The organism is uncultured Paraglaciecola sp., from assembly GCF_913058035.1.
Taxonomy (GTDB): domain Bacteria; phylum Pseudomonadota; class Gammaproteobacteria; order Enterobacterales; family Alteromonadaceae; genus Paraglaciecola.
This window is the reverse complement of the sequence record NZ_CAJXPA010000037.1, coordinates 1-17,856: the sequence shown is the minus strand read 5'-3', so window position 1 is coordinate 17,856 and position 17,856 is coordinate 1. Positions and strand designations below refer to the sequence as shown.

Annotated in this window: 13 protein-coding genes and 1 tRNA gene; 3 read left to right on the top strand and 11 right to left on the bottom strand. The window is 39.2% G+C overall.

Features of this window, described 5'->3' with window-relative positions; genetic code table 11:
- Positions 1 to 463: 463 nt before the first annotated feature.
- On the top strand, positions 464 to 1,744 hold the full coding sequence (locus QZ562_RS06960; RefSeq protein WP_293758686.1) for a citrate synthase: 1,281 nt from the start codon (positions 464 to 466) through the stop codon (positions 1,742 to 1,744).
- 1,234 nt (positions 1,745 to 2,978) lie between these two features.
- Here the strand turns inward: QZ562_RS06960 and QZ562_RS06955 are convergent.
- The 7 genes from QZ562_RS06955 to rimP all read right to left on the bottom strand — a co-directional run bounded on the left by QZ562_RS06955 (position 2,979) and on the right by rimP (position 10,693).
- Entirely contained in the window at positions 2,979 to 3,233 is a 255-nt protein-coding gene (locus QZ562_RS06955) for a hypothetical protein (RefSeq protein ID WP_293758685.1), read from the bottom strand.
- 912 nt (positions 3,234 to 4,145) lie between these two features.
- A complete protein-coding gene (gene rpsO / locus QZ562_RS06950; RefSeq protein ID WP_293758684.1) occupies positions 4,146 to 4,415 on the bottom strand; it encodes a 30S ribosomal protein S15 in 270 nt (89 codons plus the stop codon).
- 157 nt (positions 4,416 to 4,572) lie between these two features.
- Positions 4,573 to 5,532: a tRNA pseudouridine(55) synthase TruB gene (gene truB, locus QZ562_RS06945; RefSeq protein WP_293758683.1), complete on the bottom strand. Its 960-nt coding sequence runs from the start codon at positions 5,530 to 5,532 to the stop codon at positions 4,573 to 4,575.
- A gap of 5 nt (positions 5,533 to 5,537) precedes the next feature.
- The gene (rbfA, locus tag QZ562_RS06940) at positions 5,538 to 5,966 is read right to left on the bottom strand and encodes a 30S ribosome-binding factor RbfA (protein WP_293758682.1); all 429 of its coding nucleotides are present in this window, start codon (positions 5,964 to 5,966) and stop codon (positions 5,538 to 5,540) included.
- Positions 5,967 to 6,068: 102 nt separating this feature from the next.
- On the bottom strand, positions 6,069 to 8,669 hold the full coding sequence (infB, locus tag QZ562_RS06935; RefSeq protein WP_293758681.1) for a translation initiation factor IF-2: 2,601 nt from the start codon (positions 8,667 to 8,669) through the stop codon (positions 6,069 to 6,071).
- A 21-nt stretch (positions 8,670 to 8,690) separates the two neighbouring features.
- A complete protein-coding gene (gene nusA, locus QZ562_RS06930) occupies positions 8,691 to 10,184 on the bottom strand; it encodes a transcription termination factor NusA (protein WP_293758680.1) in 1,494 nt (497 codons plus the stop codon).
- 50 nt (positions 10,185 to 10,234) lie between these two features.
- Positions 10,235 to 10,693 (bottom strand): ribosome maturation factor RimP, encoded by a 459-nt coding sequence (rimP, locus tag QZ562_RS06925; RefSeq protein WP_293758679.1) that lies wholly within the window; start codon positions 10,691 to 10,693, stop codon positions 10,235 to 10,237.
- An 835-nt stretch (positions 10,694 to 11,528) separates the two neighbouring features.
- On the opposite strand from rimP, the gene QZ562_RS06920 reads away from it, so the two are divergent.
- Positions 11,529 to 11,699 (top strand): hypothetical protein, encoded by a 171-nt coding sequence (locus QZ562_RS06920; RefSeq protein WP_293758678.1) that lies wholly within the window; start codon positions 11,529 to 11,531, stop codon positions 11,697 to 11,699.
- A gap of 426 nt (positions 11,700 to 12,125) precedes the next feature.
- Here QZ562_RS06920 and QZ562_RS06915 read toward each other — a convergent pair.
- From QZ562_RS06915 to QZ562_RS06900, 4 genes are all read right to left on the bottom strand, one after another.
- A tRNA-Met gene (locus QZ562_RS06915) sits at positions 12,126 to 12,202 on the bottom strand.
- A gap of 226 nt (positions 12,203 to 12,428) precedes the next feature.
- Positions 12,429 to 12,734 (bottom strand): 4a-hydroxytetrahydrobiopterin dehydratase, encoded by a 306-nt coding sequence (locus QZ562_RS06910; RefSeq protein ID WP_293758698.1) that lies wholly within the window; start codon positions 12,732 to 12,734, stop codon positions 12,429 to 12,431.
- 173 nt (positions 12,735 to 12,907) lie between these two features.
- The gene (locus QZ562_RS06905; protein WP_293758677.1) at positions 12,908 to 15,601 is read right to left on the bottom strand and encodes a TonB-dependent receptor; all 2,694 of its coding nucleotides are present in this window, start codon (positions 15,599 to 15,601) and stop codon (positions 12,908 to 12,910) included.
- A 303-nt stretch (positions 15,602 to 15,904) separates the two neighbouring features.
- Positions 15,905 to 16,357, bottom strand: a complete 453-nt coding sequence (locus QZ562_RS06900; protein WP_293758676.1) for a MaoC family dehydratase — start codon at positions 16,355 to 16,357, stop codon at positions 15,905 to 15,907.
- Positions 16,358 to 16,497: 140 nt separating this feature from the next.
- Here QZ562_RS06900 and QZ562_RS06895 point away from each other — a divergent pair, with 140 nt between their 5' ends.
- Entirely contained in the window at positions 16,498 to 17,400 is a 903-nt protein-coding gene (locus QZ562_RS06895; RefSeq protein ID WP_293758675.1) for a LysR family transcriptional regulator, read from the top strand.
- Positions 17,401 to 17,856 lie beyond the last annotated feature (456 nt).

Below are 17,856 nucleotides of genomic sequence, written 5' to 3'. Positions count from 1 at the left end.
CTCTTTTTACCCGTAGGTGGTTAAAACATTTCGGCGAATTAACATATTAAATGTTAATTTATTGCTAAAATTCTAAATCTTTTCCCTAAGAATGTTGCCACTTTGTTAAAGAAAAGTTAAGTAGCATAATCTTTCCGACACGTAAGTGCCTTAGGCACGCGAAGTATATCCAGCGATTGAAACAAATACAATTATTGTTCTTTATTAAAGATTTATAAGTAACAAGATATCGACAAGATTTGTTATTAAATAGGTGAATGCTCGCCTAATAAGAAATTTAACCAAGCTAGACCAAAATTTTATTTGCTTTTGAGGTGCAAAAGAAGTGAATATTTAATAGTAACAAACGCATTAGAATTGACATTGTGAGCCATTATAAGTTCAAATAGCTTAGATTTCCCCCCCAGTAAATAGCTGACGGTGCTGTTTATCGAATACGAAACGATTTTGAGGAGAACAATACATGGCAGACAACATAGCCATTTTAAAAGTGGGTGACAAAAAAGTCGAACTTCCAATTTTGTCAGGGACAGCAGGCAATGATGTAATAGACATAAGGTCTCTAGGTGCTAATGGTTATTTTACTTATGATCCTGGCTTTATGGCAACAGGCTCATGCGAGTCATCGATTACTTACATTGATGGGGCTAAAGGAATTCTATTACACAGAGGCTATTCCATAGAAGAATTAGCACGTGATTCGGATTACATTGAAGTGGTTTACATGCTACTGCATGATAAAACACCTAACAAAGAAGAATATAAAGATTTTAAAGACACGATTACTCGCCACACTTTAGTGCATGATCAGCTGAATAATTTTTTCCGAGGCTTCAGACGCGATGCACATCCAATGGCAATGTTATGTGGGTCTGTTGGCGCTATGTCATCATTTTATCACGACGACTTAAACATTCATGACCCAGAGCAAAGGTTGCGAAGTGCTTACCGTCTAGTGGCTAAAATGCCCACCTTAGTTGCTATGTGTTACAAGTATAATATCGGTCAACCATTTGTTTATCCTAAAAACGAATTAAGTTACGCAGAGAACTTCTTAAACATGATGTTTTCTGTACCTGCCGAAGAGTACAAGAGCAGTCCTGCTGTAGCTAAGGCAGTCGATAGAATATTTATTTTGCATGCTGACCATGAGCAAAATGCGTCTACGTCTACAGTTCGCTTAGCAGGTTCTTCAGGGGCCAACCCCTATGCTTGTATAGCCGCAGGTGTTGCTTCTTTGTGGGGACCTGCCCACGGCGGAGCCAATGAAGCTTGTTTAAATATGCTTGAAGAGATAGGCACAGTAGACCGAATACCTGAGTTTATTGCTAAAGCCAAAGATAAGGACGACCCTTTCCGCTTAATGGGGTTTGGTCACCGAGTTTACAAAAATTTCGACCCTCGCGCTACTGTCATGCGTGAAAGTTGCCATGAAGTTTTAGCTGAGCTTAATATTGATGACCCACTTCTAAACGTCGCGATGGAGCTTGAGAGAATTGCTTTGAGTGACCCCTATTTCGCAGAGAAAAAACTCTTTCCGAATGTAGACTTTTACTCAGGTATTGTCTTGAAAGCGATTGGTATTCCTACCAACATGTTTACATGTATTTTTGCTTTAGCAAGAACCGTTGGTTGGGTATCACATTGGCATGAAATGTTGAGCCAACCTGGTCAAAAAATAGGTCGTCCACGTCAGTTGTATACGGGTGAAGCACAACGTCCGTATAATAAAATCGACAAATAGTGTTTTATCATTTTTAAAAATAGCGAACTTAATTGTTCGCTTTTTTTTGAGCTAAAAACAGCTAGTTCTTTCATATCTTTGTTTAGAAAACAATCAAGAGCAGTCTTCACGCTATCGTCCTGATAGGCTTTAACTCGAATCCCTTCTAGTCAGTTACTTTTTCTATAGCTTTACAGACTGAGTACCAAGGTAACAAGTGTTTGGATAAGTAGGCAACAGTTTGTTAAGATTATTTCTTGTCACTTTTTAACGACAACAAAATACATTTACTATTTATGAGCTCGGCATTGGCAGCTTACCTCTTACTAAAAAGTAATAAATTGAGAAGTATAATTAGCATAAAATGGCATTTTTCATAAGCATTAAAATATACTTTAGCTCAAGGTTTCCATTTCTATATCCAAAACCTATTCAAGCCTTTGCGCCCAAATCATCGATTAGTGCTTTTGTACCTATGTTTTTGTCATGTCGGCAATGTTTGTTTAGCTTTATTTCGTTTTGCCGACGTTATTATTATGTAATGCGGACTGTTTGATGGAGGCCACACCACACAAACACGACATGAAAACTAGTGTGGTTTACGCGAGATTTAGGTACCAAAGCCAAAAATTTGGCGGTTCAAAGCTCACATAACTGCGCCTATCCCTGTAATACCGTAACTGTAGAGTGTTTTGATCGGGTAACGAACTTTGCAGTAAGTTGTTATTGCTAACCTTTTTTCTGATACCCCAGAGCGGGACTCTCTTAAAATAAAGAGCGGCACAGCCTGGTGCAAGCCCTTGCTATGCAATAGGTGGTTTACAAAGTAAATCCTTTCGTTCTAGCGCTATTTACCTATAGCGATGTGATAAGGCATGGGATACCCCTAGTGCAGATATGATTGGCATGGATTTGATTAAAATACTCAAATATCAACAATACCGCAAGTCACACTTTAACGACACAGGTTATCTGAGCAAATAAATAGCATACCAAATAAAAATAAGGGTAAACCGCTTAGACCTAGCAATACAAAATAGTGATGAAATAACCACTCACTAACCGTCATCAATTTGGCCACACAACTACCAAAAAAAGTGATTAATAGTAGTAATACGATATTTTGATTAATTACATAAAAGGTAACACAAGTAAGCGATTTGCAAGCTTTTCTTTAGTGTTAACTAGTTGTAATAGTCTAGTCTTATCAATCCACTAAGCACGCTTTTAATGAGCTTTTCCTTAGGTTTTTTAGTCAACACAACACAAACAGTGCCACAGTTAAAAGAGGATAAACTAGGTAACTTGTCAGTAGTTCAATGCTCGTATAAACGTTGGCTGAATGTATATTATCTAGCAATGCGCTAATACCGTTCGGGTTGAGCCATAACATCGCGTTATAAAAAGAGTCATTGATAACCCTGCTTATAGCAAAAACAGGTGACCCCGCCATGCTGGCAAGCACGAAATGAATGATGCCCACTGCAGTAATCTGAACATACATAATCATTGCATTTTGCCGGTAAGTCTAAAGCTACAGAGGAAAAACATAGTAAACGATAAGCTAGACAATACTAACAACAGTAGATTGACTATTGTGAGGCTCATAGATTCAGCTGAAAAACATAATTCAAACGTAAATAGCGTCAGTACAACAACAAAGCATAAAACAAAAAATACAAACTACAAACTACAAAGTACAAAGTACAAACTGACCATAATCTCATAACGTAATAACCAGCGTTAATTGTGTGTTTTGGGCGTACAGTTTATAATTTCATTCATGTTGGAAATTGTATCGCGCAGAAGAACAATGGATGACAACGCCCCAAGTACGTTAGGTAATACCATTATTAACAAGCTGACATGTGAAAGTTGTAACTGATTTCCTGCGTTATAATTTTATTCTTGAGTTCCACCACTAAGGATAATGGCAAAATTTGGTATTATGCTTTTACAGAGTAAGACCAAAGGCTGGCCCAAACAAAAACGTCATTCATTGATAAATAACACTAGTTGTTGTCCTTTATTAATAGTTCGATAAATATCGATTTATGTTTGCTTTAACTAAGGTTGCATCAGATGTAGGTTTGGGTTTGCAATAATGGCGTATTTCATGACGATTGCCCTGTTTAATTCACAAAATAACTGTTTGGAGTGCACTACCCTCGAGCGGATTTTTTCTGGTGACTCTTCTTAGTTGCAGCAAAAAGGGTAAGGGTTGGAAGGCGCCTGCCGCGCGGGATTCGAGTCAAAAACAGCAAGCAGGCCGGTAAGCGCATCCATTCATTTATTTGTTCAAACGCTATTAGAAAATTTACTAGAATAACCTCTGACTAATACCTAATTCACAAAATGTGAAACTTTTCATCAGGCATAAAAAAAGACGCTTTCGCGTCTCTTTTTTTAAAGCTTAAGTCAATTAACGACGAAGGCTTAAACGTTTGATAAGATCTTGGTAACGTTCAACGTTCTTACCCTTAAGGTAATCAAGTAACTTACGACGTTGGCTAACCATGCGAAGAAGTCCACGACGAGAATGATGGTCTTTCTTATGCTCTTTAAAATGACCTTGAAGTTTATTAATGTTGTGCGTCAACAATGCAACTTGAACTTCAGGTGAACCTGTATCGTTTTCTTTAACGCTATAGTCAGCAATGATTGTTGCCGTTTGCTCTGTGGTTAGTGACATAAAATTTTCTCCAGTAAATAAGAGTTTAAAGATACAACCCGCCAATCACTAATTCAGCGGGTCAAAAAGAGGGCGTATTATAGCTACGCTAAACTTAATGACAAGTTTTTTAACTGTATAATGTGATAAATGCTACACATGTAAGAGCTTTCATACACTAACAATAAACAACTGAACGTTTAGGGGCTACTTTGCCGTCAGTATCGATAAAACCAACGCCTAAAAACAATCCACTATCCTTGCTATAAGCGCGGATTAATGTATCTTCAGGGTATTCAGAAGTCCCAATGAAATTCACTGGATTACCATTTCTAAAAAAACCTTCAGCGATTTGTTCTAAATTAACTGAATCGAGCGTTTTGACTGCAGAGTCCATCGGCATTAATAATTGGTCCATGGTATTAAAAGTATGGTTATCTAGTAAATCCGCCGTTTCATTATCAATTTCATCTCTAAGTGTTTGTAATTCTGCCATCGTCATCATTTTATCAGCAGGGTAATCAGTCACTTGTGTGCGGTGCAACTTACTCACATAAGCACCACAACCTAAAAGCTGGCCAATATCATCCACCAATGAACGAATATAAGTACCTTTACTACTGTGCACTGTCATATCTACTTCATCGGCTTCAAACCTTTCTATAGACAAGCTAAATATTGTGATATCTCGGGCTTCTCTAGGTATATCAATACCCTGACGAGCATAGAAATAAAGCGGTTTGCCTTGGTGTTTTAATGCTGAAAACATCGAAGGAACTTGCTTGATAGGCCCTCTAAACTGTTCACATGCAGCAACTAGTTGTGTTTCAGACACGTCGACTGGGTGTGTTTCGACAACTTCACCGTCTGCATCTGAAGTTGTCGTGCGTACTCCGAGTTTAGCGGTAACTTGATACGTTTTATCAGTATCCAATAAAAACTGAGAAAACTTGGTCGCTTCTCCTAAACAAATGGGTAGCATTCCTGTTGCTAAAGGATCTAAAGCACCAGTATGACCCGCTTTTGCTGCGTTAAACATACGTTTTACTTGTTGCAAAGCATGATTAGATGATAAGCCTAACCCCTTATTAAGCAATATAATGCCATTAACGGCACGACCTTTTCTTGTTCTTGCCATAATAACTACTTTTGCTCGTCTGTTTTAGACTCTTGTTCGTCAAGAGAGCGGCCAGCAAGTTTTGCGCGCTCTTCGTCTTTATTTAGCGTGTCACTTACCAAATTGGCAATACGTATGCCTTCAGCTAAGGAACCATCACGAACAAATTTTACTGCTGGTACAGCACGCATACGCATTCTGTTGGCTAGTAACGTTCTAATAAAACCTTTATTATCTTCAAGGATAGTCAGGTAATTTTTGACTTGTTCTTCATCATTTTCAAAAAACGTCACGTAAATTTTAGCGTGAGCTAAATCCCGCGATACTTCGACACCAGATACCGTCACCATACCAAGGCGTGGATCACGGTTCTTAAACTCGTTTTGTAAAATACTGGCAATTTCTTTATGTATCTGTTGACCGACTCTGTCGGTACGTGAAAATTCTCTGGCCATGTTAATATCTCCTAATACCTAAATTCTTTTTCAGAAACAAAACGGAGGCCGTAGCCTCCGTTTATTTTCATTAGCTAAAAGCTGATTAAACCTAAAGCAAACTTATAGTTCGCGTTTAATTTCAACGGTTTCAAATACTTCTATTTGATCACCTACTCTAACGTCATTGTAGTTCTTAACTCCGATACCACATTCCACCCCATTTCGGACTTCTTGCGCATCGTCTTTAAAGCGTCTTAATGACTCAAGTTCACCTTCATAAATAACAACATTTTCACGTAAAACACGGATAGGGCTGTTACGTTTAACAATACCTTCTGTAACCATACAACCGGCAATTGCGCCAATTTTAGGTGATTTGAATACGTCACGTACTTGCGCTAGGCCAATAATCTCTTGTCTGAATTCTGGAGCTAACATTCCACTCATGGCCTGTTTCACTTCATCAATCAAATGATAGATAACGCTGTAGTAACGTAAGTCAATCTCTTCAACATCAAATACTTTACGAGCAGATGCGTCAGCTCGAACGTTAAAGCCAATAACTATTGCATTTGAAGCCGCCGCTAAACTTGCGTCAGTTTCGGTAATACCACCAACACCACTGCCAACAATATTCACTTTTACTTCATCAGTTGACAACTTAATCAAAGACTCAGAGATAGCTTCAACAGAGCCTTGCACGTCAGCTTTAAGTACTACATTCAATTCGCTAACGTCGCCAGCTTCCATATTGGCAAACATATTTTCCAATTTGGCTTTTTGCTGTTTCGCTAGTTTCAGTTCACGTTGTTTGGTGTGACGTTTTGTCGCTACTTCACGAGCTTTTCGCTCGTCTTGCACCACTAATGCATTTTCACCGGCAATAGGTACTCCTGACAAGCCCAAGATTTCTACTGGCGTTGATGGACCAGCTACTTTTACATCGTTACCGTTTTCATCACGCATAGCTCGAATACGACCGTATTCTTCACCACATAACATAATATCACCGGGACGAAGCTCACCTTCTTGGATAAGCACAGATGCAACAGGACCACGCCCTTTATCTAAACGTGACTCAATCACTATACCTTTTGCAGGCCCAGTAGGTACGGCTTTCAAGTCAAGTAGTTCAGCTTGAAGGTTAATGGCTTCTAATAAGTCATCCACGCCTTGTCCTGTTTTCGCAGAAACGTAAACAAACTGGTGTTCACCACCCCATTCTTCTGAGATTACTTCAACTTGAGATAATTCTGTTTTAACCCTGTCAAAGTCTGCCGATTCTTTATCAACTTTGTTAACTGCAACAATTAACGGTACACCTGCAGCTTTCGCATGCTGTACTGCTTCTTTTGTTTGTGGCATTACACCGTCATCTGCTGCAACAACTAGAATAACAATGTCAGTGGCAACCGCACCACGAGCTCTCATTGCCGTGAAGGCAGCGTGACCAGGTGTATCTAAAAATGCAATACGACCGTTAGCAGTCTCTACACTGTAAGCACCAATATGCTGAGTAATACCACCAGCTTCGCCATCTGCAACTTTTGCGCGGCGAATGTAGTCAAGTAACGATGTCTTACCATGGTCAACATGACCCATAATGGTAACAACAGGAGCGCGACTCATTTTTTCACCACCAGAAGCGTCGGCAATCAACTCATCTTCAAGAGCGTTATCGTTAACCAATTCGTATTTGTGACCCATTTCTTCTACTACTAATACAGCAGTTTCTTGGTCAAGAACGTGGTTAATAGTGACCATCTCACCCATTTTCATTAGGGCTTTAATTACCTCTGTGGCTTTTACAGCTAATTTGCTTCCTAGCTCACTGACCGTGATTGTTTCACCAATGCGAACGACACGTTCAACCGGTTGTGCAGGCTTTTTGAAAGCATGTTTCAGCTCTGAACCAGCATTTTTCTTTGACTTTTTACGTCTACGTCCGCCAAGTTCAGTTTTGATATCATCAGCATCTTCAGCTTCTTGTGCATAACGATTTGAATGAACATGCACTTCTTCTTTTTCTTGTTTCTTGCGACGTTCTTCTTCTTCTTTCCAGCGACGAGAATTTTCTTCCGCTAACTTTTTAGCTTCTTCTGCAGCGTTTTTAGCATCTAACTCAAGTTTGCGTTGTATTTCTTCATCTTGCGCCTTGCGAAGTTTTTCAGCTTCAGAACGATTGCGATCTTGCACTGCTTTTTCTTCTGGGCTTAGAGCTGATTCTTCAGCGGCACGAGCTTCTTTAGCTTTATCAGCGCGGGCAAGACGTTCTGCATCTGCTTTAGCTTTTGACTCAGCCGCTTTTTGAGCTTTTTCTTCTGCAGCATTTCTTGCACTTTCAGCTGCTTGTTGTTCAGCTTCAAGTTGAGCCTGTTGTTCTTCAGCTAGGCGCTTTACTTCTTCTTCAGCAATATTAGCTTCTTCAACATCTGTGTGTTTCACATACGTTCGCTTCTTACGCACTTCAACAGTTACGCCTTTAGACTTACCGGCACTCAAAGTGCTAGTTGTCTTACGTTGTAATGTCATGCGCTTAGGTCCTTCTGAGCCAGCACCACCGTGTTGCTTACTTAAAAAGTCTAATAATATACGTTTTTCATCTTCTGTTACTTCACCACCGGCTACTTTAACAATACCTGCACTTTTAAATTGCTGAACCAATCGGTCAACCGAAGTGCCTATATCAGTGGCAAGTTTTTCTATGGATACTTCTGCCATATGGGAATTCCTCCTGTTGACCTATTCTTCGTTAAACCAAACGATATTACGGGCAGCCATAATTAACTCACCCGCTTTCTTATCGCTTAATTCTTCTATATCTGAAATCTCATCAGTACCTTGTTCTGCAAGGCCTTCAAGATCGGTAATGCCGCGACTTGCAAGGGTATAGGCAACATGCCTGTCCATACCTTCAAGGTTTAACAGCTCTTCTTTTGGCTCTGCAGCTTCAAGTGATTCTTCTGTGGCTAATGCGCGAGTTGTTAATGTTGCCCGAGCACGACTTCTTAGCTCTTCGACCATTTCTTCATCTAAACCATCAATATCGAGTAATTCGTTGATGGGCACATAAGCTATTTCTTCAAGTGTGGTGAAGCCTTCATCTACTAAAATAGAAGCAAAATCTTCGTCAATTTCTAAACCCACAGTAAAGACAGTTAATACCTTTGAATTTTCTTCTTCATGTTTGGCATTTAAGTCTTCTACCGTCATTACATTTAAGTCCCAACCGGTCAGTTGACTGGCTAATCTAACATTTTGACCACTTCGACCTATCGCTTGGGCTAAATTGTCTGATTCAACAGCAACATCCATTGAATGCTTGTCTTCATCAACAACAATAGATGCCACTTCCGCTGGTGCCATAGCGTTGATAACAAATTGTGCAGGATTATCGTCCCAAAGCACGATGTCAACACGCTCACCGCTTAACTCACCTGATACAGCTTGGACACGTGAACCACGCATACCTACACAAGCTCCAACAGGGTCTAAACGTTTGTCGTTGGTTTTAACGGCAATCTTTGCTCTTGAACCTGGATCACGAGCCGCAGCTTTTATTTCTAACGTTTCTTCGGCGATTTCTGGCACTTCAATACGAAACAGTTCAACCAGCATATCTGGATGTGTACGACTAATAAATAATTGAGCACCACGGGCTTCAGGACGAATAACGTAAAGCAATCCACGTACTCTATCACCTGGGCGAAATGTTTCACGCGGTAACATGTCGTCTCGGTATATGACACCTTCGGCGTTATTGCCTAGATCAATAATCACATTATCGCGATTAACTTTTTTAACTGTACCTGTAACTAGTTCACCAACACGCTCTTCATACTCCGCTAATACCTGATCACGTTCAGCTTCACGTACTTTTTGAACGATAACTTGTTTAGCCGTTTGTGTGGTTATTCGGTCGAATGCTATGGACTCGATTTGCTCTTCAACAAATTCACCTAACTTTTTGTCTGGTTCGTCCATCTGAGCAGCAGACAACGACATTTCAGCCGTAGGAGTCTCTTGCACATGATCGTCTGCAACGACTAGCCAGCGTCGAAAAGTTTCAAAACTACCACTTTCACGGTCAATACTTACTCGAATTTCAATTTCGCTTTCGCTTTTCTTTTTTGTAGCACTTGCTATAGCAAACTCTAACGCCTCGAAGATTTTTTCTCTCGGAACTTGTTTTTCATTTGAAACGGCTTCAGCCACTAACAGAATTTCTTTATTCATTGTTGCCTCACTGATTACTCTCTTACGACAGCCCTTGTCAGGTCACCATCTTAATCAAAAGATGGGACGAGATTACCTTTTTCAATATTTACGATAGCCAAAACATGGGTTTGGTTATCAATTTCTAATGTTAAATTGCCTGTTTCGCAAGCTAACACTTTTCCTTTAAAATTACGTCTATCACCCATCGGTATTCTTAATTTGAGAGACACTACTTCACCTAAACATTCAAGGTAATGTGATTCTTTAAATAAAGGCCGATCCATTCCAGGGGATGATACTTCTAGGTTGTACTCAATGCTAATTGGATCTTCTACATCCAGCACTGCGCTGGCTTGGCGACTTACCTCTGCACAGTGCTCAACACTAATTCCCTCTGGATGGTCAATAAAAATACGTAACGAAGAATGTTTACCTGCGCGAAGAAACTCCACACCCACCATCTCAAAGCCTAATGCTTCAACAGGTGCCGTTAACATATCCGTTAGCTTTTGTTCGAGTTGCGACAAAGTTTTGCTCCGAAAACAAAAAAAGGGCCAAATGCCCAGAAAGAAAACCGAAATTTTAAAGACAAAAAACCCCGTACAAGCGGGGTTATTTGTTTCTGGACCCTAGTCCACTATTCTACTAGAAACTGGTGTTAAACCAACTTCTAAAAGTGGTTGTGGAAATGCGATACCAACTGAACCAACAATCGAACGCAAAAACATCTTAAAGATTTCCACACTATGAAGCGTTACTATCATCCTAAGATGAGGGAGATCGCTTCTCAAGTGCGGCGCATTCTACAGAGGACAAAGGCGACTTGCAAGACTAGGTGGAACTGAATGGCTAAAAAACATGCAAGAATCGTAATTAGCACCTTAATGGTGATTGTTTCAAGAAAAAATTAAAATTAATAAAACTAATAACAGTTAGACATGCGTTTATTTTATTGCGTAACTTGTACCAAAAATCTGGATATTGTTTGCCAAAAGCATCTAATCTAATTATTTAATATCCACACTGTGCTATTAAGAAAGCAAATAAAAAAGAGTTATGCTGTTTATATCGAATATCGAATATCTAACACTAAATACTAGTAGCTAAAAAATCGTTAGATAACTTTATTCTGACATCATTAAAAACTCTTGGATTCAAATAATAAGTACACAGCTTAAGCGGGTTCAAACGTCGACAGTTACACGCCGATTAGCCGCGTGTAAAGACATTAAAATGACAACTATACTCATTACCTTAATTGAATCAAAAGTTCTAAATAAATAGGGTCCAGAGAAAATATCTGGCTGGCTTAGTGAAGACCAGAGCGTCGCTATTAATTATGAAATCATTTATTACCACATTATGTCTGACATGCAATGTGGTGGTCACTTATTCAAACATTTACTGAGAAAAGGTAAAGATCATCAATCACGTAGTAACGATATGCAATCCTGCAGAGGGTTAATTAAGAAACGTATCAGTATTGATGAGCGCCCACACGTTGTTGACGATAAAAGTAGAGTGGGTGATTAGGAAATAGAGCTGGTTATTGGAAAAGGGCACTGTAGCGCACTGATCACGATTGTAGAGCGAAAACGAATTTTACCATTTCGACACGTGTAAATGACACATCAGTAAAACCAGTTACTGCAACCATACCTTTGTTAGCGCCGTTAAAAATTGTTGTGCTAACTATACTAGCTGATAATGCTGAAAAATTTACGTACCATGAAAAACCACTAAAAGTTTGCAATATGATGTTTATCTTGCAGACCCTTGTTGCTCGTGACAACAAGGGGTGAATGAAAACACCCATGACCTACTACGGTAATACTGGCCAAAATCAACAGACTTTATAGAGGTTTTGTAATCAGCAGTTCAAGATTGAATCTACCACTTTGGATATATTGAGTGCAAAAAAAAACGAACCAATAAATAAATTATTGGTTCGTCCTAATATGGTTGCGGGAGCAGGATTTGAACCTACGACCTTCGGGTTATGAGCCCGACGAGCTACCAGACTGCTCCATCCCGCGCTTGAAACTTTATTTGAGTAGGAAGTTGCTTTTCTTCCTCTGCTCAAGTGCGGCGTATTATACATAGCCAACTTTGGCACGCAAGCACATAATACAGATAAACCCTAAAAACATGTTCAACCGCTTAAACTACATACGACATGAGGAATTAAGCAACACCTTTAGTCAGTTTTTGACCCGTTTTTATTTAAAATTCATTTTGTGTTGCGAGGAGTTCGAAACTCATTTATTTTAAAAACACCTCCATTTTTTCAGCTAGTTTAAAATCCAATTCACTAATACCTCCCACATCATGGGTAGTGAGTTGAACAACAACTTTATTATACACATTGAACCACTCAGGATGATGATTAAGCTTTTCAGCCCAAATAGCGATTTGTGTCATCCAACCAAAGGCACGGATAAAACTTTTAAACTTAAAAGTTTTAGTCAACTTACCTTCAACGATCTCCCATTGCTGTTGAATGTCTAATTGTTGGTTTATATTTTTCAGCTGAATGTGGATCTGTTCTTGGGAATATTTTTCCATAATAGGCTTCTTGTCAACGTGTTGGATCATAGCATCATGACATTGTGTGAAATTAACTTCATAAATTAAAGCTTGTGACCACAAACTAATGTTGCAGCAGCTGGAAAAAGTTGTTTACAAAAAAATCCCCAGTTATAACCGGGGATTTACTTACGTCTAAACAGTTCTAACTAACGTTAGAATTCAATTGCCAATCGCGCATATATTTGGCGACCTCGTGGGTCATGCACCTTAGAATCGAAACCAGCATTAGTGAACAGTTGAGGTGGATCTTGATCTGTAAGATTCACTCCACCTAACGATAAGACATAAGCACCATCAGTCTCAAATAAACGACCCAAGTCGATATTAACTTGAGCGTCCCACGTCAAATGACTGTCAACATCTTTGAAACCTTCGGTACAAGCAGCTGAGAAGAGATTACCATCGGCGCAGTTTTGATCATCACTGTAGCTATCTACATAACGAGCAAAAATATTCGCTGAGTATGCTTCATGTTTCCAATTCAGTCCCAAATTTGCGCGCAACTCAGGTGTAGACACACCAATATTACTATTATTACGTGAACCAGCACCGTCAATTGGACCCGCTTGAGGGTCAACCAAATCATAGGCTAAGATATAAGTAGCACTAATACTTGGAGAGAAAGTACCCATATCCGTTTCTAATTTAAAGCTAGAAACAATATCAAGACCTGAAGTCTCTAGTGAACTGGCGTTAACATAAGTGGTTAAAACCTGAAGCAATGGACCATTAAGAGGATCCCCTGCCCTAACGACTCTTTCAGGGTTTTGTGGATCAGCATTTAAAATAGCTTGGAAATTTTCTTTAATGATCAGATCAGTAAAGTCAAAACTCCAATAATCTACTTCAATAGACCAATCATCAACAGGCTCTAACGAAAATCCAATGTTGAAGGCTGTAGACTCCTCGGGAACCAATTCATCATTTCCTGACGTTCTATCCGCAGCGAATGCTGCAGAACCCGTTAAAGGATCAACCATCTGATTTAAGCTAGTACCGCCACCATCTTTTTGAAAGATAGAAGGGGCTCTGAAAGAGGTTGAAATAGATCCTCTAAGAGAAAAATTATCCGTTGCACGCCAAGATACAGCTAGCTTAGGATCAATAGTATCCCCTATAGTACCGCCATAATCTTCATATCGTAATGCGATTTGAATATCTACATCTTCGCTAACTGGCAAAGCCAATTCACCGAACAAGGCAACAACATCTTGCTCACCGTATATGTCGGCATTACCAATTACAAACGAGAAGCTGTCTTGGTTAGACAAAGAATCATAATCTTGGGTTAAATCTTGATAACGATACTGAGCACCAAATGCAAATCCAGCTGCACCGCCATTCATCTCAAATAATTCAGTAGAAATGAACGCTTCAGCTACTTCAAGATTTGAAGTAGAGTCGATTTCTTGACGTCCGGTAAAAGAATCAAACAAGTTTTGTGAATTAGGGGCAGAAGATAACGAGGTAGCAAAAGGGTTAAAATATTCACAAGCTCCGACACCTGCAGTCCCTGAAATTGGATCACAACCTTGTCCACCAAATCCTCTTAAAGCGTTTTGAAATTGTTGCCCCAAGGTATCATTTACTGTAAATAAGAAGTTGTTTCTAGCAGCGGTATAACTGACTTCCCAAAACCCAGAATCCAACTCGCCTTGCAACATAGTACTAAATCTGAAGGTGTCAGACTCTGTGTTAGCTGGGTCACCTGGAAAAGAAGTGCCATCTCCGACGTTACCGACTTCACGACCAAAATAGGACACATCGGTACCGAAAGGATTATTAGGATGGTCAGCAGGAACAGTTGGGAAGGTTAATATAGGAAAGCTTGGTGACCCCCCTCTTACAGCTCTGTTTCTAGCAGTAGAAATTTCAGTCGTCCACTCAACATTATCAGTCAATTGTTTTGTTGCTTGCACAAATGTTGATAAACGTGATTCATCAGGCACAAATGAATAACCATTACCAAAATCAAAACCACAAAATCCAATTTCTAAACCTGGTACTGTTCCCGATGGTGCAAGTAGTCTTGGGAAACCACCAAACTCCTCACATCCTGTTGGGTCTATGAAAGGTGTTCCGCCTAAAAAGTAAGAACCAGGGCTACCTAACGAGCTTGTATCATCTTGAGGACGACTCAAGCGTCGATCGCCAGTAAACATAGGAGAACGATTAGTGTAACTGATAGCTGCCATCAAACTGCTATCATTACCTACCGTTCCCCACAAACCTTGCACTGTATACTCTTTGTTATCACCGTGTGCGCCATCTTGATAATCAAGTGACACTTGCGTACCTTCGTAATCACTCTTGGTAATAAAGTTAACAACACCCGCTACAGCATCAGAGCCGTATAATGCTGATGCACCATCCTTTACTATTTCCATTCGATTTAAAGCTATCATGGGTATCAAAGAGCTGGTATCAACAAAGTTGACCCCGCTATTATTAGGCTGAGCAGTAACAACTTGGCGCTTACTATTAAGCAACACTAAAGTCGAAGAAACACCCAACCCACGTAAATTAATATTTGAGGTGCCTGCTGTTGCGTTTTGTGTAAAAGCATCAGGCGTGTTTTCTGCACCAGTATTAATAGTCAGTGTCTGAGTGATATCACCAATACTTTTGGCACCTATGGCGTCGATAGCCACACTATCAATAACTGCTAGCGGTGAGGGTGATGAGAAGTTTTCACTGCGCCTTACAAAGCTACCCGTCACCATGATCAATTCAAATTCTTGTTCTTTATCTGCACTTTCTTCTTGAGCAATTGCGATGTTGCCCATAGGTATTAGTTGGGCGGAAATTGCCACAGCCAATGCTGTTAGTTTAGTTTTCATTTTCATAATGTGTTCCCAATAGGTGAGCTATTAGCTATTTGTTATTAGATATCTCATTCAAAAGTGGACGATGTAGGACAACCTGACTAAAAGACCACCAAACTACTTGATTCTAATAATATTATTGTTTGCTGAGTGATGAATATACTTATCAACACCCGGCACTAATAGTAGGTTGGAGAAGCTGACATGTAAATAGATTGTTATCTATATGTGAACATCAATTCCCACAATGGTCTGACCAGATAGTTTGAGATTAAAATAAGATAATTGCTGTATATTGTTCAGAACAAATATAAATATTCAGCGTCACTGAGCACCCGCTAATAAAGTCAGAAAAACACCTTTCATGGCAGGTTTATCTCGGCCTTCTATTTCTGCAATAGTTTCAAAATAAAACAACATACCTGAAGCTTTCTGTTCTATTTTGATTAAAGTTGATATAAACCTTATTTTATCATCCGCTCGAACAGGTTCAATAAATCGAATTTTATCAACCCCATAATTGAGTAACGATTTGTATATCGGATCCGGTTGAATTGACTGATAAAGAGAGTTAGGCATTAAAGTAACTGTTAAATACCCGTGCGCAATTGTAGTTCCAAAAGGACTCTCTTTTTTACACCTGTTTGGGTCAACATGTATCCATTGATGATCATTGGTGGCCTTAGCAAACAAGTCTATATCTGCTTGAGAAATACATACCCAATCACCTATTGGCAGTTGCTCTCCCACTGTTAATTCTAATAATGTTTTAGTCATATTACTGTCTCCTTTGTCAATTAATTTAATAGTCTAACAAGCTTCGATATATCAATGTAATGAATATTAACTATAGCTAAACATTGATTTAACTAATATTTAACGTATCCTATTTGCAGATTTGTTGTAAAGGTATGTTTATGAATTTGCACCGTATTGACTTAAATTTATTTGCTGTGTTTGATGCAATTTACACAGCTGGTAGCTTAACGAAAGCCGCAGACGTGTTATGTATTACACAACCAGCGGTAAGTAACTCCCTAGCCCGTTTGCGAGAAATGCTGAACGATCCCTTGTTTGTGCGAACTGGGCACAGTATGACACCCACACCAGTGGCCCAAAATATTATTGGGCCCGCTCGAGAAGCATTGGGGTTACTGCGAAGAAGCGTACAAGAGAGCCACATTTTTGACCCTTTGAAGGCCGAAAAAACCTTTAACTTTGCTTGTAGAGACTTGCTTGAAGTTAGTATCATTCCTCGACTTTTAGGTTCTTTACAGAAAAATGCACCTAAAATATCTATAACAAACTATGAGATTGAACGAAAAAATATCGTATCGGCTATGGCCAGCGGCAATTTAGATTTTTATGCTGATGCATCATCATTTAGCGACCAACATTTATGTAAACAAAAAATTGCTCAAGATAGATTTGTGGTGCTAGCGCGTAAAAATCATCCCTCATTATCTCAAGGCATGAGCATGGATGCGTTTTTACAGCTTGGTCATATTAATGTTTCACACAGAAAAACTGGCGTAGGCCCAATAGACGTTGCGTTAGACAAAGCAGGTGAAAAGCGAAAGGTAGTCATGCGTAGTCAACATTTTTTAACCGTTCCCTCGACCTTGGTTAAGACCGATTTAATCGCTTGTTTGCCTTATCACCTTGCGAAACACTATGACCTATCTATGTATGAGTTACCGTTTGAATTGCCACCACTTGAATACTTTTTATATTGGCACATGAGCGCTGACTTAGATGACGCACATATTTGGATGCGAGATCAAATTGCTCAAGTTGCGCATGCGTTGAACCCTAACTAGTTTCTAGTTAGTTTCAAAAAAATGGCTGGCATGTCGCCAGCCCAAATGTAAAGAGTACCTAAAAACCTTTAATGTGTGGTTTTATCTGCAATCGCTCTACAAAAAAACTTAAAGTACATGAGGCAGCAGCTCTCCTTTCTTGGTCTCATTTAATAATAACAAGTTAAAATATAATCCTTACATTCTATTTTGATGGCGAACGGGCACTACTTTGACCCTCATTAAAATACCCCATTACTTTGCACTACAACCCTAAGATAATTATAAATTGGCTCTTATGTATCAAATCTTAAGTACTGCTCTCTATTAGGGATTTTACATAACCAAACATACAAACGTTTTGATAAAGGCAATTTATTAATTCCTATATTGTTCACGAATAAAATTTAATTAACTATGTCACTGGGATTTTAATCACATCTATAAAAGTTATTCATTGTTATACCTAAGTACCAT

Excerpts from the sequence above, each read along its gene's own strand:
- QZ562_RS06900 (WP_293758676.1), bottom strand. The coding sequence starts at position 16,357 with ATGACTAAAACATTATTAGAATTAACAGTGGGAGAGCAACTGCCAATA.
- infB (WP_293758681.1), bottom strand. The coding sequence starts at position 8,669 with ATGGCAGAAGTATCCATAGAAAAACTTGCCACTGATATAGGCACTTCG.
- QZ562_RS06955 (WP_293758685.1), bottom strand. The coding sequence starts at position 3,233 with ATGATTATGTATGTTCAGATTACTGCAGTGGGCATCATTCATTTCGTG.
- QZ562_RS06905 (WP_293758677.1), bottom strand. The coding sequence starts at position 15,601 with ATGAAAATGAAAACTAAACTAACAGCATTGGCTGTGGCAATTTCCGCC.
- truB (WP_293758683.1), bottom strand. The coding sequence starts at position 5,532 with ATGGCAAGAACAAGAAAAGGTCGTGCCGTTAATGGCATTATATTGCTT.
- QZ562_RS06960 (WP_293758686.1), top strand. The coding sequence starts at position 464 with ATGGCAGACAACATAGCCATTTTAAAAGTGGGTGACAAAAAAGTCGAA.
- rpsO (WP_293758684.1), bottom strand. The coding sequence starts at position 4,415 with ATGTCACTAACCACAGAGCAAACGGCAACAATCATTGCTGACTATAGC.
- nusA (WP_293758680.1), bottom strand. The coding sequence starts at position 10,184 with ATGAATAAAGAAATTCTGTTAGTGGCTGAAGCCGTTTCAAATGAAAAA.
- rbfA (WP_293758682.1), bottom strand. The coding sequence starts at position 5,966 with ATGGCCAGAGAATTTTCACGTACCGACAGAGTCGGTCAACAGATACAT.
- QZ562_RS06920 (WP_293758678.1), top strand. The coding sequence starts at position 11,529 with ATGTCTGACATGCAATGTGGTGGTCACTTATTCAAACATTTACTGAGA.
- QZ562_RS06895 (WP_293758675.1), top strand. The coding sequence starts at position 16,498 with ATGAATTTGCACCGTATTGACTTAAATTTATTTGCTGTGTTTGATGCA.